Source organism: Klebsiella michiganensis, from assembly GCA_000963575.1.
Lineage (GTDB): Bacteria > Pseudomonadota > Gammaproteobacteria > Enterobacterales > Enterobacteriaceae > Cedecea > Cedecea michiganensis_A.
The window spans coordinates 2,960,534-2,982,776 of the sequence record CP011077.1 but is presented as its reverse complement, the minus strand read 5'-3'; the positions used below and the strand labels follow the sequence as shown (position 1 = coordinate 2,982,776).

The following is a 22,243-nucleotide window of genomic DNA, read 5'->3' as shown; positions in this document are numbered from 1 at the left end:
TTTGAGTGGCTCAGGATGTATCCCTTCCTGTTTGACACTTTTCGTTGGTCTGCCGCCGTATTTATCTCATTCTCTTCCCTGACAGCATTAAATTTTTCGATACGCCTCAGATTATTTTTCCCTCATTAAAAGGAGGGTTTTTGTATTTATATAACTGTGCGTAAAGTCACGTTTGTTATTTTTCGAACTGTCTACACTGCGGAAAGATTTATGGGAGAAACCATGCACGCTTATATTGTTCGAATCATAACGCTGAGCCGCTTTATGTTGCTGATGTTTGGCAGCAAGGCACGCGTTTGGTTGAATAACAGCTGCTGGTTAAATACCGTGAGCGAACTGGAAAAAGACGACTCAGTTTATTCTGATTCACTGGATAATGCCTGCACCGTTAATTGGTCCCGGCTCTGGTGCCGCGCCGGAGATCTCTATCATTCACTTCGCTATCCCTATTCTCCGTCATTAAGAACGGGGCATACCGTTGCGCGTCCGCGCCGTCTGGCCGTTCGCAAACGCTATGAGCTTTCGTTCCTGTGCCGTATTTCCAGCCTGCATCAGTTGATGATGTGTCTCCACGCGGGCGGTGATGCCGGAGACGCCGCGATGCTGGCCCTTGTTCGTCCCCAAAGCACAATGCGCTTTTCAGCCATTGTGCTTTTTTTATTGCCTCTCTTCAGCCAGATAAGGAGTTGTTATGTATATCGTTTGTGTTGCAGCTTGCCCTACGGGCGTCGCCCATACCTATATGGCTGCGGAGGCGCTGGCCCTGGTTGGTCAGCGGCGCGGTCATGAGGTGAAAGTCGAAACTCAGGGCAGCATGGGGGTCGAAAACGAAATTACCGCCGACGACCTTGCCCGGGCCGACGCGGTTATTCTTGCCGCTGATGTGGCAATTACCGGCCAGGAACGTTTTGACGGCATGATGAAACTGGAATGCAGCGTGGCCGATCCTATCAAGTTTGGCGAGGCGGTGTTTGAGGCGATAGAGACGGAGATAGCAAATGGCTAAATTCAAGGCGGAGACGGGGATATCCCCCGGCAAAGAGGTCAAAAATGCCATTATGACCGGGGTGTCATGGATGCTGCCGTTTGTCATTGCCGGGGCGGTGATCATGGGTATCGCGCGCATCGGCGCTTCGCTCTATGGCATTGATAATATATGGGATGCCAGCCATGCCCAGGCGGCGAGCATCATTGTGCAGATGCTGCATAAATTTGACGGGTTTGGCGGCCTGGCGCTGTCGCTGATGCTGCCGGTCGTCGCCGGGTATATCAGCTTTGCCATTGCCAATAAACCTGGCCTGGCGCCGGGGATGGTGGGTGGCCTGCTGGCCAGCAGCCTTGGGACAGGATTTCTTGGGGCGCTTGCCGCCGGTTTTGTCGCGGGCTACATCGTTCGGGCGCTGGCAGCCTGGATCAAACTGCCTGCGGCACTGGCCTCTGCCGGGCCTATTTTTATTCTGCCCGTCGGCGGCACGCTGCTGACCTGCATGGTGATGGCGTTTATTATTGGTGGCCCACTGGCGGCGCTGAACCACGGGATGGAAACCTGGCTGCTGGCGATGTCCGGGACGAACAAAATCATTCTCGCCGCGGTCGTGGGCGGGATGGTGGGCTTTGACCTGGGCGGCCCGGTGAACAAGGCGGCGGTCACCACCGCGATGGCGCTGCTGGCCTCGGGAATTTACGACCCCAATACCGCCGCGCAGGTGGCGATTATCGTCCCGCCGATTGGTCTTGGCATTGCGACGCTTATCTGGGCTAAACGCTTCCCGATTTCGCTGCGTGAAGCGGGGAAGGCCTCGACGCTGATGGGTCTGATTGGCGTGTCTGAAGGCGCTATTCCCTTCGCGCTGGCAAACCCCAAAATTATCATTATCAACGTGGCGGGCTCGGCTACCGGGGCCGCGCTGGCGGTTGGGCTGGGGGCGGTAAACCATGCGCCGATTTCAGGTTTTTACGGCTGGCTGGCGGTGGATAAATGGCCCATCTATGTGCTGTCTATTGCCGTCGGCGCGGGGATCATTGCCGTAGGATCGTTATTAGTGTTTCGCGGTGAAAGCGTCGTTGAAAATAAACCTTCGGCGGCCGTGCCTAAATTTAAAGTGGGCCGTTAGCGATCGGCTAATTTATTTCAGGCTGTCTGGCGTGTGTATTTTGCGGTATTTCATGCCGGGGACGGTTACGCCGTTAATTCACAGTTTCAGCCTTCAATAAGGTGACGTTATGAAGATTGTGCATTTGATTCAGCACACGCACTGGGACAGAGAGTGGTATTTCACCGAGAACGATTCAAAGGTCGTGCTTTATTATTTTATGCTGGATTTAATCACCCGGCTGGAGCAGGACGAAGCGCTGGGGCCGTTTATTTTAGATGGTCAAACGGTGATGCTGGAGGATTTTTTACAGGTGGCACCAGAGCACCAATCGCGCCTGCAAAAATTGATTACCGAGGGGCGCGTACTGATTGGCCCATGGTACACGCAAAGCGACTTTCTGGTGGTGGGGGCAGAGTCAATTACCCGCAATTTGCTGCTTGGGCTGGCGGACTGTAAAGCCTGGGGGAGCTATATGCCGGTCGGCTATGTGCCTGACTCTTTCGGGCAAAGCGCGCAACTGCCGATGTTTTTAAGCGAGTTTGCCATCGACAGCGCGGTGCTCTGGCGCGGGTGGTGTGAGCATGACGTCCCGACCAGTGAATTTTGCTGGCAGGCGCAGGGCGGGCAGCAGGTGCTTGCCGCCGTGCTGCCCTGGGGTTACGGCTGCGCAAAGTGGCTACCAACGGCTGCGCTGGAACTGGCTGAAAAATTACCGCCGATTCTGGAAAAACAGGCTCGGTTTTCTGCCACAAATCATCTTTTGCTCCCCAATGGGAACGATCAATCGCCCTTCGAATATGCGGTGCCCGGCGCGCTGGAAAAGTTGAATGCCATCCAGAGTGAATACTCTTTCAGGCGCAGCAGCTTCAGTGATTTCTTCGCCGCGCTGCGCGATGATCAACACACTTTGCCTGTCTGGCGCGGCGAGCTGCTCAGCCCCAAATACATGCGTATCCATCGCGGGATTTTCTCAACCCGGGCGGATATTAAGCAGCTCAATGCCTCGCTGGAACAGTTTGTCAGCCAGACGCTGGAACCCTTACTGGCGCTGAACTGGCGGCTGGGGCTGCCTTATCCGCAGCAGACGGTGGAGCAGATCTGGCGGGATGCCATGCAATCTCACGCCCACGACAGCATCGGCGGCTGCAATTCAGACCGGGTGAACCAGATGGTGAAGGGGCGTTTACTGTCCGGCAAAGAGAGTGCCGCCCAGTTATTTGATCTGAATATGAAAATGTTGGCGGAAGGGATCGAGGCGAGCCAGCACGGGAAAAAAATCGTGGTCTTTAACCCGCTGCCTGCGCAGCGAGATACCCAGGTTAGCCTCACGCTGTATACGCCGGAAGAGGATTTTCGCATCGTGGATAGCGGGGGTAATCCTTGCCGCTGGCAGATGCTGCACGAAGAGCCGCAGGATATGTCGCTGGTTGTGCAGGAGCTTTCCAACAGCACGACAACCACCTGGTTCCGTAAATGCCATATTTTGCTGGAGGCGCGGGCGCTGCCCGCCTGTGGCTATAAAACCTTTTACCTGCAGGAAGGGGAAGCCGCTGGGTTTAAGACCCCTGCCAGGGAGAGCGATTGCCTGGAGAACGCCTGGCTGCGGCTGGAGAACAACGCCGGAGAGCTTACGCTGACCGATAAGCGAACCGGCGAGGTATACCCGCACATTCTGCGGCTGGTCGACGGCGAAGACGCAGGGGACAACTATAACTACTCCCCGCCGGCGGTTGACTGGAAGATTGGCAGTGAAGGCTGCCTGCAGCGGGCCATTCTTACTCGCGGCGTACTTAAAGACAGCCTGCAGCTCAGGCTACAAATCCCTGCACCGGCGGATGCAGATTCACGCCGTGCAAGGCGGCTTGATGCGCGGCTTGACGCGGTGATGACGCTCTCCCTGCCGCACGACAGCGCCTGGCTGGATGTTGAGCTTGAAGTGAACAACACGCTGCGCGATCACCGTTTGCAGGTTGAGCTGCCGACCGGCGTGCATCAGGCCACCCATTTTGCCGATCAGCCTTTTGGCCTGATCGAACGTGAAAATATTCCTCGCACGCTCGCGGTCTGGCAGCAGGAAAACTGGACGGAAGCACCCGCCTCGCTGTGGCCGATGCAAAGTCTGGTGATGATGCATCACGCGCAGCGTGGTCTTGGGGTAGTAACTGCCGGGATGCGGGAATACGAAATTCCCGTCGGGCAGCCGGACACGCTGGCTATTACCCTGTTCCGCAGCGTGGGTTGGCTGGGGCGCCCCGCGCTGGAATGGCGGCCCGGCAGGGCATCGGGCATGGTGCTGCCTTCGCCTGATTCACAAATTCCCGGTCGTCACGCGTTCCACTTTGCCGTGATGCCGATGGACAACGGGCAAAGCCCGGCCTTCTGGCAGACGGTGGAGCAGTGGCGCTCGCCGGCTGCTGGCTACCTGGATTCTGGCTGGTCGCGTTTTCGCACCAATCCTCACGGGAAAGCCTTTCCGTCGTACTTCAGCGTATTGAGCTGGGAGAGCGGCCTGCATTTCAGCACCCTGAAAAAAGCGCAAAACGAAGAGGCGCTGGTGCTCAGGGGCTGGAACCCAGGCCTGACCGTGCAGGAAAACCTTCCCCCGAAAACCAGCGGTACGCCGCAGCAGGTCACGCTGGCGGAAATACCGGCCACGCCAACGAGCTCGGTCGAAGCAGGCACTCCGGTTTCCTGGCTAATTCGCTCATTTGAATAAGGGGCTATCCACATGCAGACATTGTTATTTCGTTGCCCGCTCGTGAACGGGCTTCACGCCAGGCCGGCCAGCGCGCTTGAGCGGCAGGCCTCACGCTTTATTTCCTCGGTTACGCTGGTAAACCAGACTAAATCACGCCGGGGCGACGCAAAGCGCGTTCTGGCCCTGGTGGGCGCGGATGTTGCCCGGGACGACGAGTGTCAGTTGCTGATAGAGGGCCCTGACGAGCAGGCGGCCCGGCAGGCGCTCGGCCATTTTATTGAGCATGAATTCGCGCAGAGTGACACGCCGCTGGCGGTCTCCGTGGAAGAAGATCGGCCGCTGCCGGTGTTTCTTTCCCGAAGTGGATCCCCCGTCTGGCAAGGGAAGGGCGTGAGCCCCGGGGCTGCGCTGGCAAAGGCCGTCTTTTTTGCCCAGGTCGATCTCCACGCGCTGGCGTGGCGCTACGATGAGGAATCTTCTTCCATTCAGCAACAGCATCTGACCGCCGCCCTGCGGGCAGCGCGACAGCATTTACGGGAAGATATCCGCCATCAAGCGGACGAGGCGGCGCAGATCCTGGAGGCGCAAAGTCAGCTCCTGGAGGATGAAACCGTTGAGGAGTGCCTGCTCCACGGGGGAGATGCCCGCAATGCGCTGGCCGCGCTCGCTAAAGCGGTGGACTTACTGCGTGAGCCCTTCCGGCAAAGCGGCAGTGAATACTTGCGTCAGCGGGAGCTGGATGTTTTTGATTTGGGCCTGCGGGTTGCGGCCGAACTGACCGGTGACCCGCGGCTGGGGCTGCCGCAACTGGATGAAGCCGCGCTGGTCATTGGCGATGACGTACTAACGCCAGGTCAGCTATTACTGCTGCGCGGACCATTCCTGCGGGGCATTGTGATGCCGACGGGCGGCGAAACATCCCATACCGCTATACTCGCTCGGGTATTTTCGACGCCGTTATTATGCCTGGACTCGACGAAACCGCTTTTTGCCGCTGGGGCAGGGCAGTACTTGCTTGGCGCCGGGCACGGTTTTGTGCTGGCGGCACCTGATGGCGTGGCGCATCGCTGGTACGAGCTGGAGTGCAAAAAACTCACTGCTGTGGTCACCAACGAAGATGAGGGCATGGTCAGCCCTGCGCTGGTGTTTATGGATGAAAAACTTCGTGATAAGCACGAGGTGATTAAACGGCTGACGGATAATCTTGAGGTTCAGCGGCGGGCGGCCTCCGCGACGCTTGCCGAGCAGGCTATCTGGCAGCGTGAGGCGGTCTTTACCACCGCGCTGGGCTTTTCCATTGCCATTCCACACTGCAAGTCTGCCGCGATCTCCCGCAGCAGTATTTCTGTCCTGCGGCTGGCAGACCCGCTGGACTGGGGAGATGACGTGGAGGTACAACTGGTGATTATGCTGACGCTCAGCGACCAGGAGCAGGCGCAGCATATGCGGATTTTCTCAGTTTTAGCCCGGCAGCTGATGCATGAATCCTTCCGCGAGAAGTTGCTGAGCGCGGCGACGGCACAAAGCGTGGCGGATGTGCTCCGCGAGCAGGTCATAATATTGTCATAAATCTGGTTATACTCAGACTGGCGCTTTTCACGAGAACGGGAGTACGTGTATGCCGATTGCCCGCTGGCAGCAGCAGTTTGAGCAGTATCTGATTGAGAACTGGGCGCAGGATGACAAAGCCCATGACGTGGCGCATTTCCGGCGCGTATGGAAAACCGCCCAGCATATTATGGAAGGGACGGAGGCGGACAGGCTGGTGGTGCTGACCGCCTGCTATTTCCACGACATTGTTAACTTGCCAAAGAACCACCCGGAGCGCCACCTGGCCTCCACAAAGGCCGCGCAGGAAACGCTGCGCATTCTTGAAACGCATTTCCCGGATTTCCCCCGCGAGCGGTATGACGACGTAGCCCATGCGGTGCGGGCCCATAGTTTTAGCGCGGCTATCGCGCCGCAGACGCTGGAAGCCAAAGTGGTGCAGGATGCGGACAGGCTGGAGTCGCTGGGGGCGATAGGCCTGGCGCGGGTGTTTTATGTGTCCGGCGCGCTGGGGCGCCCGTTGTTCGACAGCGACGATCCGCTCGCCGAGCGCCGGGAACTGGACGACACCTTGTATTCGGTGGACCATTTCCAGAAAAAGCTCCTGCGCCTGCCGGAGTCAATGCAAACCGAAGCCGGGCGTGCGCTGGCGCGGCACAATGCGGATTTTCTCGTCGGCTATATGGCAAAACTGTGCGCCGAGCTGAAAGGCGACTATCTGCAGGTGGACGAACGGGTTCTGCAGCGTTTTAAATCACAGGCTTAAACCTTCCGGCCCGCGTTTGTGCGGGCTGTTTCCATTCTTTCTGGGTCAAATCGGTGATACAGTTTCACTCCCTTTTCCCATTTTTGGTTCACGATGAACGATCTTGACGCGATAGCAGAACACCTCTCCCTTCAGGCGCAGCGCCACAAACAAACTCAGCAAGAAGAAGATCATGCGCTGGTCAGCCGCTTACTGGAAATCTACGATCAAAAAACCGTTGCCCTGCGCCTGCGCCAGGTCGGGGGCGACTGGACGCGTGAGTCCCTGAACCGCTGGTATAACGGCAAGTCTGCTCCCCGCGGTTTAACCGACGTGGAAGTGCAGATGCTGCAAAGTATGCTGCCGTCGCCGCCGGCGCATCATGGCCGCTATGCTTTTCGCTTTATTGACCTGTTTGCCGGGATAGGTGGGATCCGCAGCGGATTTGAGGCGATTGGCGGGCAGTGTGTGTTTACCAGCGAATGGAACAAGTACGCGGTGAGGACGTATAAAGCAAACTGGTACTGTGACCCGGCACAACACCAGTTCAATGAAGATATTCGCGACGTGACGCTCAGCAACCGTGGCGACGTCACGGACGAACAGGCGACGGCCCATATTCAGGCCACGCTGCCGGATCATGATGTGTTGCTGGCCGGTTTCCCCTGCCAGCCATTTTCTCTGGCCGGCGTCTCGAAGAAAAACGCCCTCGGGCGCGCGCACGGTTTTGCCTGTGAAACGCAGGGCACATTGTTCTTCGATGTGGCGCGGATCATTGCCGCCAAGCGTCCCCCGGTTTTTGTGCTGGAGAACGTTAAAAACCTGAAGAGCCACGATAAAGGCAATACGTTCCGTATTATCATGCAGACGCTGGACGAGCTGGGTTACGACGTGGCCGATGCCGCGGTTTCCGGGCGGGACGATCCGAAAATTGTCGACGGTAAAAATTTCCTGCCGCAGCACCGCGAACGCATCGTGCTGGTGGGTACGCGTCGTGACCTGAACCTGGATCCCGCCGTAACGCTAACGACGCTCAGTCATTTCTATCCGACTCGCCGCCCGACCTTTGGCGAGCTGCTGGATGAAGATGTCGATGCAAAATATGTACTGACTCCTACGCTGTGGAAATACCTCTATAACTACGCGAAGAAGCACCAGGCTAAGGGCAATTGCTTTGGTTACGGACTGGTTGACCCAACCAACCCGGCCAGCGTGGCCAGAACGCTGTCGGCCCGTTATTTTAAGGATGGGGCGGAAATCCTGGTCGATCGCGGCTGGGACAAGGCGTTGGGCGAGGCTGATTTTAACCATCCTGATAACCAGCAGAACAGGCCGCGACGCCTGACGCCGCGGGAATGCGCCAGGCTGATGGGCTTTGAAGCTCCGAAAGGGAAAGCGTTCCGTATTCCGGTGTCAGACACTCAGGCTTATCGCCAGTTCGGTAACTCCGTGGTCGTGCCTGCGTTTGCCGCGGTGGCAAAGCTGCTGGAGCCGGTGATTAAACAAGCGGTGAAAAAGCGCTAAGCGGAGAAGTTATGGCGGACGTACACAGCAAAGCAATACGCAGTAAAAACATGCGAGCGATTGCCACGCGCGACACCGCCATTGAAAAACGCCTTGCCGGGCTGCTGGCAGAGTGCGGGTTTAGCTTTCGCGTGCAGGATGCCGCACTGCCCGGTAAGCCCGACTTTGTGGTGGCCGAGTACCGCTGCGTGATCTTTACCCACGGCTGTTTCTGGCATCATCACGACTGTTATCTGTTTAAAGTCCCGGCCACGCGAACCGACTTTTGGCTGGAAAAGATAGGGCGCAACGTTGTGCGGGATAAGCGAGATACGTCGCTTTTGCTGGCACAGGGCTGGCGGGTGCTGGTGGTTTGGGAATGCGCGCTGCGTGGCCGTGAGAAAATGCCCGACCGGGCGCTGTGTGAACGTTTAGAAGAGTGGATTTGCAGCGGCGGGCATAGCGCGGAAATCAACGTGACCGGGATCCATCAACGAAACGACAGCGGCCAGCAGACGCTGGCCGCAGAGTAGCTATTTTTCCATTTCACAAGTCTCGATAACCGGTTTAGCGGGGAACAAATATTTACCCAGGGTGACCAGCACCACGGCAAAAATAATGATCCCCAGCGCCAGCCATTCAGTCCCCGAAAGGTTTTCACCGGCAAAGGTGGTGCCCAGCAGTACGGCCACAACCGGGTTGACGTAGGCATAGCTGGTGGCCACCGCCGGGGAGACATTACGAATCAGGTACATATAGGCACTGATGGAAATCATGGAGCCAAACAGCGCGAGGTAGCCCAGCGCCAGCCAGCCGGAGGTGTCCGGCATCGTTGTCAGCCGCTCGCCGGTAAGCGCCGCGAGGCTGAGGGCGACAATTCCCGCCGCCAGCATTTCAACCGCGCCGGCCATCATACCTTCGGGCAATTCAATGCGCGACCCGTAAACCGAGCCAAACGCCCAGCTCAGGGAGCCAATCAGAATTAAAACAGCGCCGGAAGGGTTGCCGCTGAGATTGCCGCCGCTGTTCAGCAACACAATGCCCGCGAGGCCGATGGCTATCCCGAGCCACTCCAGCTTTCGCGTTTTAATGCCAAACAGGCGGCTAAAGCAGAGGGTAAACAGTGGCACGGTAGCGACCATGACGGCGGCAATGCCGGAAGGCACATGCTGATGTTCCGCCACCGTAACGCAGCCGTTGCCCACGGCCAACAGCAGCACGCCGATAAGGGCGGCGTTAAGCGTCGGGCGAAGTTTTGGCAGCTTGTGGCCGCGAAGCAGCAGGATGCCCATCAGCAGCGAGCCTGCCAGCATAAAGCGCGTCCCGGCGAGGATAAACGGCGGCCAGGTTTTCACCCCGATAGCCAGCGCTAAATAGGTTGAACCCCAGATAATGTACAACGCAAACAGCGCCGCTATCAGCGGCACTAATTGACCAGAACGAGCTCGCATAATCCCTCACCAGACATCAATTTCAGGCCGACAGTTAACGCCAAAAGTCTGCGGATAGCGAGCATTATACTTGTTGATATAATGTTAATTTTTATTGACAAGGACGGCGATTTTTCGCGGCGAGATTTTTGCTTCATACTCTTGGGTAACGACATCAATAAGGACAGATATTTTGGCTGGAAGTAGCTTACTCACATTGCTCGACGACATCGCCACGCTGCTGGACGACATTTCCGTTATGGGCAAACTCGCGGCAAAAAAAACCGCTGGCGTGCTGGGGGATGATCTCTCATTGAATGCTCAGCAGGTTTCTGGCCTGCGTGCGAATCGGGAACTGCCCGTTGTCTGGAGCGTGGCAAAAGGATCTTTTCTCAATAAGCTGATTCTGGTGCCGCTGGCGCTGGTTATCAGCGCGTTTGCGCCGTGGGCAATCACGCCGCTGCTGATGGTGGGCGGGGCGTTTTTGTGTTTTGAAGGCGTCGAAAAAGTGCTGCATAGCGTAAAGGCGAGCAGGCACAAAGAAAGCGCGGAGGAAAAACAGGCGAGGCTGGAGGCCATAGCCGCTCAGGATCCACTGGCCTTCGAAAAAGATAAGGTGAAAGGGGCGGTGCGTACCGATTTTATTCTTTCGGCGGAGATAGTCGCCATCACGCTCGGCATTGTGGCGGAGGCGCCGTTGTTAAACCAAGTGTTAATCCTGGCCGGCATAGCCATTCTGGTGACCATTGGCGTGTACGGGCTGGTTGGGATGATCGTGAAAATTGACGATTTGGGATACTGGCTGGCGGATAAACGCGCGGCGCTGGCTAAGGCGGTGGGAAAAGGGCTGCTGATCCTGGCGCCGTGGCTCATGAAAGCGCTTACGGTTGTCGGGACGCTGGCGATGTTCCTTGTCGGTGGCGGTATTTTGGTGCACGGCGTGCCGGTGCTTCACCACGGCATTGAGCAATGGGTGGGACAATATGGCGGCGCGGTTGCGCTTATCGGGCCAACGCTTGCCAATCTGGTGCTCGGCTTTATTGCCGGTGGAATTGTGCTGTTGGTTGTTAACGGCATAAATCACCTCCGGGGCAGCGCTTCGCATTAAGGCTGGAAAGAAAATTGTGCCTTTGGCCAGGAAAAAACGCTGACCATTGACTATAACTTTAGAGGTTTTCACCCCTAATGCCGGAGGCGGCTATGGTTTATGTGGTCAGCGATGAAGTCCGGCGTAAAAACGGTGGTCCCCGCATGATTGTCACGGGTTATTCCAGTGGCATGGTGGAGTGCCGTTGGTACGACGGGTACGGTGTAAAGCGTGAGGCGTTCCGTGAGGATGACCTTGCGCCAGTTGAAATCAGAGAGCATCAGCAGGTGTGAAGCCTTTGGTTTTTTCTAACGAAACCCGGCTTTGCCGGGTTTTTTTATGCCGCCGTGCTGTGGGCCAGCTTCGACAAAGCGCCGTCGCGGTGGCAAAATTAGCAAAGACTTCATTCTTCCAGGGGTTTTCGGAAGGAACTGATAACCGCGGCCCGGGTCGCCCGCCAGGGAGAATCCCCTTGATCGGTAATGCATTTGAACGGTTTTTAAGCCGTTATAAACGACCGCAGCGGGTGGTAAACCTCTGTTTTATCGTCGTGTTTCTTTGCTCAACGCTGCTTACCTGGCGTGAAGTGGCGGTGCTGGAATCGGCCTACATTTCTAATCAGCGAAACAGTCTCGATAACATCGCCACCGCGCTGGACCGGCAGCTGCAGCACAGCATTGATAACCTGCTGTTTTACCGCAACACCATGCATTATGCGCTACAGTCGCCTATTTCTACTGATATTTCCCGTCAGGCGCTGGCGGATTTCTCCGTACAGCGAACGCAGCCTTACTGGCAATTGCGGCTGGATCTGAATCGCGGCATGCCGATTAATGGCGTTTCCGACGAGTTTGTCAGCCACGGTCACGTACTCGACCGGGATGAATCCTGGCTTTACCCTGAGCTGGAAGCGGCGCTGGAATTCAGCTACATCATGCAGCTTGCCGACGATAAGCGCGACCTGCAAAGGCGTGTGTTTTATGCCTCTCGAGCAGGATTCTTCCTTTCCAGTACGCCGCCGGAAAACGATCCGACCATCGTTTCGCTCTATTACCGCCTGATTGCCCAGCCCTATTTTGGCGCCCAGTCCCCGGAAAATAACCCGGGACGAGGTCTTCAGTGGACGCATACCTATAACCCGAGCAGCTTAAATGGCCAGATCATTACTGCCTCCGTGCCGCTGGATCTGAATCAGCGCTGGTACGGCGTGCTGGCGATGGATTTTCCTGTCAGCGGCATGCATGAATTTCTTCAGGGGCTTTCCCACGATCGTTATGAAGGCACGGTGATGCTGTTTGACAGGCAATTTTCGCTCATTGCAACCGCGGCTAACAGCCTGCCGCTGTCGCCGGTCTTTAACGCCAAACAGCAGGCGGAAATTGCCCGCTCCATGGAAAGCGGAGAAGAGGGCGAACTGCGAATGGACAGCCGCTTTGTGACGTGGGCGAAACTGATGAACTTTGACGGCGTGTTGATCAAAGTTCATACCCTGAGCGAGGGCGTACAGGGGGAATTTGGCCGGATAAGCATTGTGCTGACGGTGCTCTGGCTGCTCTTTACGCTGATGTTGTTCATCTCCTGGCGCATCATCCGGCGGCTGGTCAGCAATATGCTGACGCTGCAGCAGACGCTAAGCTGGCGCGCAAATTACGATACCCTGACCCGACTCTATAATCGTGGGGCCTTCTTCGATATCGCCCACGGCCTGGCGCAGGACTGCCAGCGCGAAGATAAACCTTTCTCTGTTATTCAGATGGATCTCGATTTCTTTAAAGGCATTAACGATCGTTTCGGGCATCACGCTGGCGATAAAGTGCTCTCCCACGCGGCAGCGCTGCTTGCCTCCTCCCTTCGGGAAGGGGATGTGGCAGGGCGCGTGGGTGGGGAAGAGTTCTGCGTGCTGTTGCCCGGCACCAGGCTTCCGGAAGCGGCGGCAATAGCCGAGCGAATCCGGCTCCGCATCAATACTAAAGAGCTGTTTTTACAGGCCGGGCAGACCCTAAAAATCAGCGCTTCGTTCGGGGTTAGCTGCGCGCACGAGCGGCATGATTATGATTTTGAGCATCTGCAGTCCATCGCTGACCGTCGGTTGTATAAGGCGAAACAGCATGGCCGCAATCAGGTTTGCATGCAGGACTGAGTCATCCGACGGGTATGGCCGCTATATCATATAAGCATTGTTGATGTTTTGGCCGGGTTGTTGATGGGCGCTATTGCTAAAGACTGCGTAATGTTTTGCCGAGTGTTTGGCGAGGCTGGTGCGGATTTATTTTATATTCGCCCCTGCACGGCATATGAAAACAGGTGATTCAATTTAGGATAAATCTTAATTTTTTCAGTGCTTAAATCCCCTTTTTATACGGGGCTCAGGTTTAAAAAAACGATTTAACAAGGCATTGGAATCAAATTCCCGGCGTCAATAGGTCTGCCGTCAGGCATTCTTGAAAAGAATATATCCTTGTATTCAATAAAATTTAAGGTAATGTGGTCAACACATCAGATTTCCTGATGTAACGAATTTCAAGTGCTTCTTGCTTCAGCAAGTTTTCATCCCGGCTCCCCGGCCGGGATGCTTTTCTTAGCGGTTAATTTCATTCACGCTGAAATCCCGAATATCCAGTTCAAAAGCATCCGCCAGTTCCTTGTAGCTATGCCACTCTCGGCCATCCACGCTCACTCGCTGCGGATGTTCATCGCTGTTGGCGTGGCGGATATCGCTTTCGCTAATTTCATTGATCGCGGCAAGCAGTGCGTCAACATCAACTTCCGTTGTTTGATGCGCCGCGCTGCCGCTGATTTTCACGGTCTTCATCACTTTGCCCTCGCTGACTACCACCCTTAAGTATAGTCGTTTCAGATAATGCGCCAGTCTGCCCGGAGTAAGGGCGCTCAGGGGGTTTTTGATCTACAATGGCAAGCAATATCTTTGGAGGAAATAACCATGAAAATCAATGATCGGGTGACCGTGAAGACCGATGGCGGCCCGCGACGTTCGGGCGTAGTTCTGGCGGTAGAGCCGTTTAACGAGGGGACGATGTATCTCGTCTCGCTGGAGGATTATCCGCTGGGGATCTGGTTCTTTAATGAGTCCGGTCACCCGGACGGGATTTTTGTCGAGAGCGAAGAGTAGGCTTTTGAGGCTGAGACTTGCTCTGGACAGTCCCCTCTCCTGTTTGGGGAGAGGGGCAATCTTCTACACCACGCTTGGTACGATAATCGCCGCAAAAATCAGCGTGATCGCCGAATACTTCATCGCGTAATACACCTTCCGATTGCGTTTCTTCAGATTTTGCCCGCTGTCGCGCAGCGCGTGAACGTACTTAAATACGCGGTTCAGGGCGCCGGTACGGTCGCTGTCGCTGTTTGGCGAGCTGGCGGCAGACATCAGGGTGGTGCCTACCCAATGGTTCACGGCCTGCGCCCAGCGCCATTTCATCGGCCGCTCAATATCGCAGAACAGAATGATTCGGGTCTGTTCGCTCTTATTTTCGGCCCAGTGCACATAGGTTTCATCAAAAATAACCGCCTCGCCGTCACGCCAGCTATGGCGTTGCCGATCGACCTCAATAAAGCAACGATCGTCGTTTGGCGTGGCCAGGCCCAGGTGGTAGCGCACCGATCCGGCATAGGGATCGCGGTGCTTACCCAGGTAAGCGCCCGCCGGTAGTTCGGCAAACATTGCCGCTTTCACGGATGGGATCTCACTGACCAGCTTTGTCGTGACCGGACAAAGCTCGTGCGCGGAAGGGTGCGCATCGCTATACCACTTAAGATAAAAGCGTTTCCATCCACGCTTAAAGAAGGTGTTAAAACCGGCATCGTTGTGGCTTTCTGCCGCTTTGATATGACCCTGCAGACGCAGCGCTTCTTCACGAATGACTTCCCAGTTATCCGTCAGCTTTTGTAGTTCCGGGAAGTCACTGGTCGGGAAATAAGGCTGTTCAGGCGGCAGGCGCGAGAAACGCGTCATGAACATATTGACCGGAGCCATAAAGGTCGAGTGGTCAAAAAGCTGGCGTGAAAACTTTTGTTTTTCGACGCCGCGGGAGTGGGCGTAGAAGACGCTGATAATGAAAATGCCAAGAATAATAACGGCTACCATAGCGACAAATCTCTCCATGTATACTGGTAGGGCGTAAGTCTAGAGAGATTTTTCTGTTTTTTTTGGCAAGTGTTGCTGTTTTGTTACCGAAGAGTATGTCGTTTAACTTGTATTTAATCTCTGACGGGCGTCAGAGATTAAATACTGCGGCCATAGCGGCGTAGGGATGCAGCGTAAGTAAGCTACCGGAGGTTAACAAAAATACCGTTGGTGACGTTGTCGGTGAGGCGGACTACATGATATATCACCTGCTTGTTGTGGGTCTTGATTTTGCGTTTAATATTCCCTTTATGCGACGAAACGGTTTTTGCCTTGATGTTCATTTGATCGGAAATTTGAATCGTTCCCTGTCCTGACATCCACATTTTTAGCATGCTGGACTCTGTGCGACTAAGAGAAAGTGTCGGCAAATTAATATGTCCAATACATTGTGCATTTTTTGCTAAGTATTCCGCTAAAATATCGTCTAACGATTCTGGTTTGATGGATTTCGAACTGATCAGCAAGTTTTCCCTGACCAGAAGATATTCATCAAAGTGAATATTAGCAATCGCCATAAAGACTAAAAATAGCGTCCCTGGATGTTGATTAATGATCTGCTTAATTCGTTGGCTACTGTCCGGATCGTGAATAAAACAGTCTTCATTTATAAACACCACGCTGGGCGTCTGCGACTGGCATGCCTGTGCCAGCTGTTCTACCGTTTCTACATCTGTAATATGCCGTTTTCTAACCCCGCGGCTGGCTAAGTAGCCGACAAGCCCCAGCCGGGTATAGCTGCATAAGTCCATAATAATCGTTGACATAGCAAACCCTCACTAAGCGCGTTATACCCGTAATAATCAGGAGCGCAGATTGAAAGCTGTACTGGTATGGCCGTGAGTGACAATGTCAGTCCCAGGGGCAAAGCCAGTCCGCCGCATTTTCCGCAGTTCTAATTATTTATGGGTAACCATTATTAATAATTTAAAAGGCGAAATCACTATCCCGGAAAGTTGCCTATAATTTGCCAGGAATGTTCTTAAAGTAAAGTGAATGTTGCGTATTGTGAGCAAGGTAAAAACTTATATTCCGCGCCAGATATATCGTGGCGGATGTTATTAACATTTTTTTTTAGGAATATCCTCAGAGAGACAGCATAAAAAATATGGATATTAATTTGCCGGGATTTCGCTGACTATATCCGCGAGGAGATCAAAAATCTCGCCGAATAAATGCTCGGTAAAAGGGGCGATAAGCGGCATCATCACCATAAAAATGAGCATGCCGATAGACAGGGTGACCGGGAAACCGATAACAAATACTGATAGCTGCGGAGCCATGCGGTTTAACAGACCCAGCGCGATGTTAAGCGTCAGTAACAAAGTGATTAACGGCAGCGCCAGCATCAGGCCATTAAGAAAGATCAGTCCACCCGCTCGGGTCAGAGCCATAAAGGCGTTGCTGTTGATCGGGTCGCCCCCGATGGGCAAAGTATGAAAAGTATCAACCAGCATCGAAATCAGCCATAAATGGCCGTTAAAGGTGAGAAACAGCAGCATGGCCAGAATATCAAGGAAGCGCGCCAGCACCGGCATATTGAGGCGGCTACCGGGGTCGAAGAAGGTCGCAAACGAGAGTCCCATTTGCAGGCCGACAATTTCTCCGGCGGTGCGCACGGCGGCAAAAGCAAATTGCATCGTGAAACCCAGGGCCACACCGATAAGAATTTGTTGTATTGCCAGCCAAAAACCGGCGGCAGAAAAAATCGTTACCCCGGTTGCGGGTAAAGAGGGCGCGATGATAAAGGTGATCATCAGCCCGAGACCAAGCTTAACTCGCTTGGGAATCGAGCGCTCGCTCAGAATAGGGGCCGTCATGATCAGCGCCAGCACGCGCAGTAGCGGCCAAAAATAAAGGCTTAGCCAGTGAAGCCACTGGGTGCTGTCAACGTGGATCATCCAATGGTGTTCGGCAGATTGGTCAGCAGGGTACGCATGTAGTCCAGCAGCAGGTTAAGCATCCACGGCCCGGCGATGACGATAGTCACGAACACGGCCAGAATTTTTGGAATAAACGACAGCGTCATTTCGTTTATCTGCGTTGCCGCCTGCAGCAGGCTAATGACCAGGCCGCTTATCAGCGCAACCAAAAGCAGCGGGGCCGCAAGGGCAAGGGCTACCTTCATCGCTTCGGTGCCCATCATCATGACCGATTCTGGCGTCATTTTCTTCCTCCGCTAGCTGTAAAAACTTTGCGCCAATGAACCCACCAACAGCTGCCAGCCGTCGACCAACACAAAAAGCATCAGCTTAAAGGGCAGGGCAATTGTCGCGGGAGGAACCATCATCATCCCGAGCGCCATCAGGACGCTGGCGATCACGAGGTCGATTATCAGGAACGGGATAAACACGGTAAAGCCAATCTGGAATGCAGTTTTTAGCTCGCTGGTGACATAAGCGGGTAGCAGAATACGCATCGGCACGGCTTCCGGCCCCTGCAGCGGCTGAGTATTCGCGAGGCGGGCAAACAGCGCCAAATCGGCTTCACGGGTCTGGCGCAGCATAAACTCGCGCAGCGGCTGAGCGCCTTTATCCATTGCCACTTCCATCGATATTTTGTCTTCGCTGAAGGGCTGATAGGCGTCGGTATAAATCTTATCGAACACCGGCGACATAATAAAAAAGGTCAAGAACAACGCCAGGCCGACCAGCACCTGGTTAGGCGGCGCGGAGGGCGTGCCGAGGGCATTACGCAGCAGACCAAAAACGATAATGATGCGCGTGAAGCTGGTCATCATCAGCAAAATAGCCGGCAGGAAGGTCAGGGAAGTAATAAAGACCAGCGTCTGCACCGGTAAAGACCAGCTCTGACCGCCGTTGGCGAGGGGCTGGCTTATCAGGCCGGGTAATTGCGCAAAGGCGGCCCCAGGGATGAGCAAAAATAGGCCCGGTAACGAGAGCGCGAGCAAACGTTTCATCAATCTTTCCCGTTACGTTTAAGCAGGTTCTTCATCAGTTTCTGGAAATCGGCAGGGGCGGGAGCTTTTTCCACAATGTCCGTGACCGGTGCAGGGGGCAGCGTGTGCAGATGCGTGATTTGGCTGGCGGTGACGCCGAGGACCAGGCGAGCATCCTCGACGTCAACCACCACGACGCGCTCTCGCGGGCCTACGCTCACGCTGGCGCTAATGTTCAGCGACTTTTTTGCGCCGACGCCCGCGCCGTGAAATCCAAAACGCTTGGCCAGCCACGCGGCCACCAGAATAAAAATAACAATGCCGGCCAATGCTCCGCTCACCTGAACTAACGGTGAGCTGGCATTGACGCTGGGCTGAGTGACGGTGGCCTGGGTTGTCATTTAGCGGCTCAGGCGACGCATACGTTCTGATGGGGTGATGATGTCGGTAATACGCACGCCGTATTTGTCGGCGACGACAACCACTTCACCCTGGGCAATCAGGTAACCGTTGATCAGAATATCGAGCGGTTCACCGGCCAGCCCGTCAAGTGCTACCACGGAACCCTGCGTCAGGCGCAGCAGTTCTTTGATGGTCATGCGGGTACGGCCCAGCTCGACGGTCAGCTTGACCGGAATATCCATGATAAGGTCGATATCCTGCACGTTGCCGGCAATATCGTTGCCTTCCAGCGCGCGGAATACGTTATCCGCAGTACTTTTCCCGGAACTTTTCTGCTCGTTTAACGCATCAGCCCACAGATCGTCCACTGAGCCTGCATTGTCATCGGACGGTTGATTAATATCACTCATTTGGGCTGTTCCTCATTCAGCGAATTCAATATCGGGTTGATCAAATGTTCTACGCGCAGGGCATACTGGCCGTTGATCGTACCGTACTGACTGGTCAGAACCGGTACGCCATCCACGTGCGCGATAATGCGATCTGGCTTTTCGATGGGCAGCACATCGCCAGGTTTCAGTTTTAGGATTTGGGACAACCGCAGCGGAATATCGGCGAAGTTAGCCACTAATTCCAGCTCGGAATGCTGCACCTGGCGCACCAGGGTGTCGCGCCAGCTTTGATCTTCCTGACGGGAGTTCTCCAGCGGAGGGTTCACCAGCAGCTCGCGCAGCGGCTCAATCATGCTGAACGGCAGACAGATGTTGAACTCACCGGTCAGGTTGCCAATTTCGACGTGGAACGGGGTGTTAACCACGATGTCGTTAGGCGACGTGGTGATATTGGTAAATTTGACCTGCATTTCCGAACGAACGTATTCCACGTCCAGCGGATAAATCGCTTTCCACGCGTCGCTATAGGACTCCAGCGCCAGTTTCAGCATGCGGTTGATCACGCGCTGCTCGGTATGGGTAAACTCCCGGCCTTCCACTTTTGTCGGGAAGCGGCCATCCCCACCAAACAGGTTGTCTACCGCAATAAACACAAGGCTTGGTGAAAAGACAAACAGCCCGGTGCCGCGGAGCGGTTTCAGATGAATCAGGTTCAGGTTAGTCGGCACCGGCAGGTTGCGGGCAAACTCATGGTACGGCTGGATACGGATAGCCCCGACGGTGATGTCCGGGCTACGACGCAGCAGGTTAAACAGCCCCATACGGAACTGACGAGAAAAACGCTCGTTAATAATTTCCAGCGCCTGCAGGCGCTCGCGCACTACGCGACGCTGGGTATTAGGGTCATAGGGACGAATATCGGATTCGCCCGGCGCCCTGGCCTTTGGCTCGTCGTTATTCTCACTGTCGCCGTTTAACAGCGCATCGATTTCGGCCTGAGAAAGAATACTGTCGCCCATGGACTTACCGCAAAATAAAGGCGGTATACAGCACGTCGCTGACTACCTGTTGAGGTTGCCCGGCGACCAGAGGCGGCGCCAGAGTAGTTTTAATCGCTTCCACCAGCTTCTGCTTGCCGGCATCAGTGGCAAGTTGGTTGGCGTCCTGGCGAGAGAACAGCAGCAACAGACGGCTGCGGACTTCCGGCAGGAATTCGCTCAGACGCTGACGGGTCGCTTCATCTTTTAAACGCAGCGTGACGCCGATGTACAGCACGCGATCCGCATCACCCAGGTTCACGGTAAACGTATCCAGAGCGAAGAACACTGGTGCAGGCGGTGGCTCAGGCGCTTTTGCCTGGGCTGTGGCTGGCGTTTGCTGCATGCGCCAGTAGCTGTAGCCTGCGGTCGCGCACGCGGCGAGTGTGATAAGAACCAGTATCGGCACCCAGATGGCGCGCTTACGGCCTTTCGTGATAGCGGTATCAGTCATTGAACGCTTTATTCCTGTATCGGTACTGCTGAATAGCAATTATCCCGTGTCTCCGGGCGGTCAAAGCCCGGAAAACACACGTTTATTGTCGCTAGCTCTGGCGTTTACCCCTTCATGGGGCTCAGGCGAAGATATCCACCGCGCCGTTGCTGCTTGCCAGGCGCTGGAGGCTCTCGGCCACCGGCAGCGGTTCCGCGTCGTTACCGCTTAGGGAGAAACGCTCTCCGCCGCGGGCGCTTTGCTGCTGTTGTTGCTGGCCGGACTGCTGCTGGGCGAAGCTTTCGCTGCTGATATTGCTCTGGCCAAGCTGGATACCGCTTTCAGCCAGGGCAGTACGTAGTGAAGGCAGCGCCGCTTCAAGCGCAGCACGCACGTGACTGTGCGGCGACATCATTTGCAACTGTGCCTGGTTATCTTCTAGTTTTAGACTAATTTGCACCTGTCCGAGATCTTCCGGATGCAATCTCAGCTCGGCGCTGTGCTGGCCCTGACGGGTAAACAGCGTAACGTGCTGAGAAATCTGCTGTTGCCATTCATGGCTGCCCAATTGAGCGCTGATCATCGGCGCCGTTGGGGTGGCGATGTGCGTCGTGGTTGGAGTGGCGATAGTTGCGCTGCTGATGGCTGGGGTGACCTGCGCCGTGACAGGGGTGGTGTTATTTGCCTGCGGAGTTGCGTTGTCACGCGCGTCAGGATTGTTGTTGGCTACCAGCTGAGCTTTGTCATCCCCATGCGGCTGGGCCGCTGCCGTGGCGCTGGCTGCTGCAGATTTATTGTCTGCGAGCGTTGCGCCCAACGGGGCCGCTTTCTTCGCGCTGCCGTCAGCAGGCAGCAGGCTGTCCGCAGTATTTTTACCTGTGGTATTGCCGGCCGCAGAGGTGAGGGCAGACAGCGATGCCGGATCGGTAGCGGTTTTAGGCAGCGTCACGGGCTGTGTGGCGGTGACAGGCTGCGGCAGCATGGCAAACAGTGCGCTTAGCGTCTGCAGTTCGGCGTCGCTCAGCGGTTTGTCGGTTTTGGCGTCTTTCTGCGCCACATCGGGCTTGTCACCGGCGTCGATTTTGCCGAGGGAGGTGAGCAGGGCAGAAAGCGCTTCCGGCTGCTCCGGCGAGTTCAGCAGTTCAGTCAGGGCTGCCTGGCCGTCTTTGGCATCCCCTTTTGCCGCATTGGCCGCGGCAACTTTACTTAATGCCGCACCTAAAGGCAGTGATTTACCGTCGTCCAGGGCGACGTTACCCGGCAGGGCTTTACCAAGCAGCGCCAGGAAGTCTTCCCCGAAGCCTTTCCCGTCCGCGCCTTTTGCATCCCCGGCTGCAGCGGTGTCGGCCCCGTTGTTTAACAGAATTTTTGGCAATGTGATCATTCGCCTTTCCTCAAAGTGGCCCGCTGGGCGTATTCATCCATCTGTTTCTGATCGAGCTTGTTCTGAGCCAGCAACAGCTCCGCTGCCTTTCTGTCCTGCAGGGTTTGCCATGCCTGCAGGCGCTTTTGTTTTTCCTGCCACGCACCCAATGCCTGGTCAACTTTATTGGTCCACTGCATCAGTTGCTGGCGGTGTTGTTCGATAGCCTTTTCCAGCGTGCGTATAAACTGCTGGTAGTTCTGCCAGCGCGTACTGGCAATCCCCTGGCTCATGTTGTCATTCAGGCTGTTGCTGTACTCAAACTGATAGTTAATCAGCATGTTGAGCTGCTCTTCAGCCTGCTGGCAACCCCGGCGCATCTCCCCTAAACGAATCGCCGCTTTTTCCACTTCCTGGGCGGCGAGCTCACGCAAAGTATCCAGTGCGCTGTTTTGGTTCATGGTCACCT

General features: G+C 55.4%; 24 protein-coding genes. 11 read left to right on the top strand and 13 right to left on the bottom strand.

Annotated elements, in window-relative coordinates; all coding sequences use genetic code 11:
* Nucleotides 1-691 precede the first annotated feature (691 nt).
* The 7 genes from VW41_13865 to VW41_13835 all read left to right on the top strand — a co-directional run bounded on the left by VW41_13865 (nt 692) and on the right by VW41_13835 (nt 9,123).
* Complete coding sequence (locus VW41_13865) at nt 692-1,006, top strand: PTS sugar transporter subunit IIC (protein AJZ90039.1); 315 nt, start codon at nt 692-694, stop codon at nt 1,004-1,006.
* Nucleotides 999-2,114, top strand: a complete 1,116-nt coding sequence (locus tag VW41_13860; protein ID AJZ90038.1) for a PTS mannose transporter subunit IIAB — start codon at nt 999-1,001, stop codon at nt 2,112-2,114. The genes VW41_13865 and VW41_13860 overlap by 8 nt, the downstream gene beginning before the upstream one ends.
* A gap of 109 nt (nt 2,115-2,223) precedes the next feature.
* On the top strand, nt 2,224-4,812 hold the full coding sequence (locus VW41_13855; GenBank protein ID AJZ90037.1) for a sugar hydrolase: 2,589 nt from the start codon (nt 2,224-2,226) through the stop codon (nt 4,810-4,812).
* 12 nt (nt 4,813-4,824) lie between these two features.
* Entirely contained in the window at nt 4,825-6,363 is a 1,539-nt protein-coding gene (locus VW41_13850; protein AJZ90036.1) for a PTS fructose transporter subunit IIA, read from the top strand.
* A gap of 49 nt (nt 6,364-6,412) precedes the next feature.
* The gene (locus tag VW41_13845) at nt 6,413-7,108 is read left to right on the top strand and encodes a hydrolase (GenBank protein ID AJZ90035.1); all 696 of its coding nucleotides are present in this window, start codon (nt 6,413-6,415) and stop codon (nt 7,106-7,108) included.
* 93 nt (nt 7,109-7,201) lie between these two features.
* Nucleotides 7,202-8,611, top strand: a complete 1,410-nt coding sequence (locus VW41_13840; GenBank protein ID AJZ90034.1) for a DNA cytosine methylase — start codon at nt 7,202-7,204, stop codon at nt 8,609-8,611.
* Nucleotides 8,612-8,622: 11 nt separating this feature from the next.
* Nucleotides 8,623-9,123 (top strand): very short patch repair endonuclease, encoded by a 501-nt coding sequence (locus VW41_13835; GenBank protein AJZ90033.1) that lies wholly within the window; start codon nt 8,623-8,625, stop codon nt 9,121-9,123.
* Here VW41_13835 and VW41_13830 read toward each other — a convergent pair whose 3' ends face one another.
* Nucleotides 9,124-10,041 carry a multidrug DMT transporter gene (locus tag VW41_13830; protein AJZ90032.1) on the bottom strand — a complete coding sequence of 306 codons (918 nt, stop codon included), beginning with the start codon at nt 10,039-10,041 and terminating at the stop codon, nt 9,124-9,126.
* Nucleotides 10,042-10,213: 172 nt separating this feature from the next.
* On the opposite strand from VW41_13830, the gene VW41_13825 reads away from it, so the two are divergent.
* From VW41_13825 to VW41_13815, 3 genes are all read left to right on the top strand, one after another.
* Nucleotides 10,214-11,128 carry a hypothetical protein gene (locus tag VW41_13825; protein ID AJZ90031.1) on the top strand — a complete coding sequence of 305 codons (915 nt, stop codon included), beginning with the start codon at nt 10,214-10,216 and terminating at the stop codon, nt 11,126-11,128.
* 92 nt (nt 11,129-11,220) lie between these two features.
* Nucleotides 11,221-11,400 carry a hypothetical protein gene (locus VW41_13820; protein ID AJZ90030.1) on the top strand — a complete coding sequence of 60 codons (180 nt, stop codon included), beginning with the start codon at nt 11,221-11,223 and terminating at the stop codon, nt 11,398-11,400.
* Between the two features lie 179 nt (nt 11,401-11,579).
* A complete protein-coding gene (locus VW41_13815) occupies nt 11,580-13,247 on the top strand; it encodes a diguanylate cyclase (GenBank protein AJZ90029.1) in 1,668 nt (555 codons plus the stop codon).
* A 438-nt stretch (nt 13,248-13,685) separates the two neighbouring features.
* Here VW41_13815 and VW41_13810 read toward each other — a convergent pair whose 3' ends face one another.
* Nucleotides 13,686-13,919, bottom strand: a complete 234-nt coding sequence (locus tag VW41_13810; protein ID AJZ90028.1) for a hypothetical protein — start codon at nt 13,917-13,919, stop codon at nt 13,686-13,688.
* Between the two features lie 129 nt (nt 13,920-14,048).
* On the opposite strand from VW41_13810, the gene VW41_13805 reads away from it, so the two are divergent.
* On the top strand, nt 14,049-14,237 hold the full coding sequence (locus VW41_13805) for a hypothetical protein (GenBank protein AJZ90027.1): 189 nt from the start codon (nt 14,049-14,051) through the stop codon (nt 14,235-14,237).
* A 63-nt stretch (nt 14,238-14,300) separates the two neighbouring features.
* Here VW41_13805 and VW41_13800 read toward each other — a convergent pair whose 3' ends face one another.
* From VW41_13800 to fliJ, 11 genes are all read right to left on the bottom strand, one after another.
* Nucleotides 14,301-15,209, bottom strand: a complete 909-nt coding sequence (locus VW41_13800; GenBank protein ID AJZ90026.1) for an aspartyl beta-hydroxylase — start codon at nt 15,207-15,209, stop codon at nt 14,301-14,303.
* 182 nt (nt 15,210-15,391) lie between these two features.
* Nucleotides 15,392-16,015 (bottom strand): capsule biosynthesis protein CapA, encoded by a 624-nt coding sequence (gene rcsA, locus VW41_13795; protein AJZ90025.1) that lies wholly within the window; start codon nt 16,013-16,015, stop codon nt 15,392-15,394.
* A gap of 348 nt (nt 16,016-16,363) precedes the next feature.
* Complete coding sequence (gene fliR / locus VW41_13790; protein ID AJZ90024.1) at nt 16,364-17,149, bottom strand: flagellar biosynthesis protein FliR; 786 nt, start codon at nt 17,147-17,149, stop codon at nt 16,364-16,366.
* Nucleotides 17,146-17,415, bottom strand: coding sequence for a flagellar biosynthesis protein FliQ (gene fliQ, locus VW41_13785; protein AJZ90023.1), 270 nt, complete (start codon nt 17,413-17,415; stop codon nt 17,146-17,148). Before fliQ ends, fliR begins: the two co-directional genes overlap by 4 nt.
* 12 nt (nt 17,416-17,427) lie before the next feature.
* Nucleotides 17,428-18,168 carry a flagellar biosynthesis protein flip gene (gene fliP, locus VW41_13780; GenBank protein AJZ90022.1) on the bottom strand — a complete coding sequence of 247 codons (741 nt, stop codon included), beginning with the start codon at nt 18,166-18,168 and terminating at the stop codon, nt 17,428-17,430.
* Nucleotides 18,168-18,548, bottom strand: a complete 381-nt coding sequence (locus VW41_13775) for a flagellar biosynthesis protein FliO (GenBank protein AJZ90021.1) — start codon at nt 18,546-18,548, stop codon at nt 18,168-18,170. Before VW41_13775 ends, fliP begins: the two co-directional genes overlap by 1 nt.
* Complete coding sequence (gene fliN, locus VW41_13770) at nt 18,549-18,959, bottom strand: flagellar motor switch protein FliN (GenBank protein ID AJZ90020.1); 411 nt, start codon at nt 18,957-18,959, stop codon at nt 18,549-18,551.
* The gene (gene fliM, locus VW41_13765) at nt 18,956-19,960 is read right to left on the bottom strand and encodes a flagellar motor switch protein FliM (GenBank protein AJZ90019.1); all 1,005 of its coding nucleotides are present in this window, start codon (nt 19,958-19,960) and stop codon (nt 18,956-18,958) included. Before fliM ends, fliN begins: the two co-directional genes overlap by 4 nt.
* A gap of 4 nt (nt 19,961-19,964) precedes the next feature.
* Nucleotides 19,965-20,432, bottom strand: a complete 468-nt coding sequence (gene fliL / locus VW41_13760; protein ID AJZ90018.1) for a flagellar basal body-associated protein FliL — start codon at nt 20,430-20,432, stop codon at nt 19,965-19,967.
* A gap of 121 nt (nt 20,433-20,553) precedes the next feature.
* Nucleotides 20,554-21,795: a flagellar hook-length control protein gene (locus VW41_13755; protein ID AJZ90017.1), complete on the bottom strand. Its 1,242-nt coding sequence runs from the start codon at nt 21,793-21,795 to the stop codon at nt 20,554-20,556.
* Nucleotides 21,792-22,235 (bottom strand): flagellar biosynthesis chaperone, encoded by a 444-nt coding sequence (gene fliJ, locus VW41_13750; protein ID AJZ90016.1) that lies wholly within the window; start codon nt 22,233-22,235, stop codon nt 21,792-21,794. Before fliJ ends, VW41_13755 begins: the two co-directional genes overlap by 4 nt.
* Between the last annotated feature and the right edge of the window lie 8 nt (nt 22,236-22,243).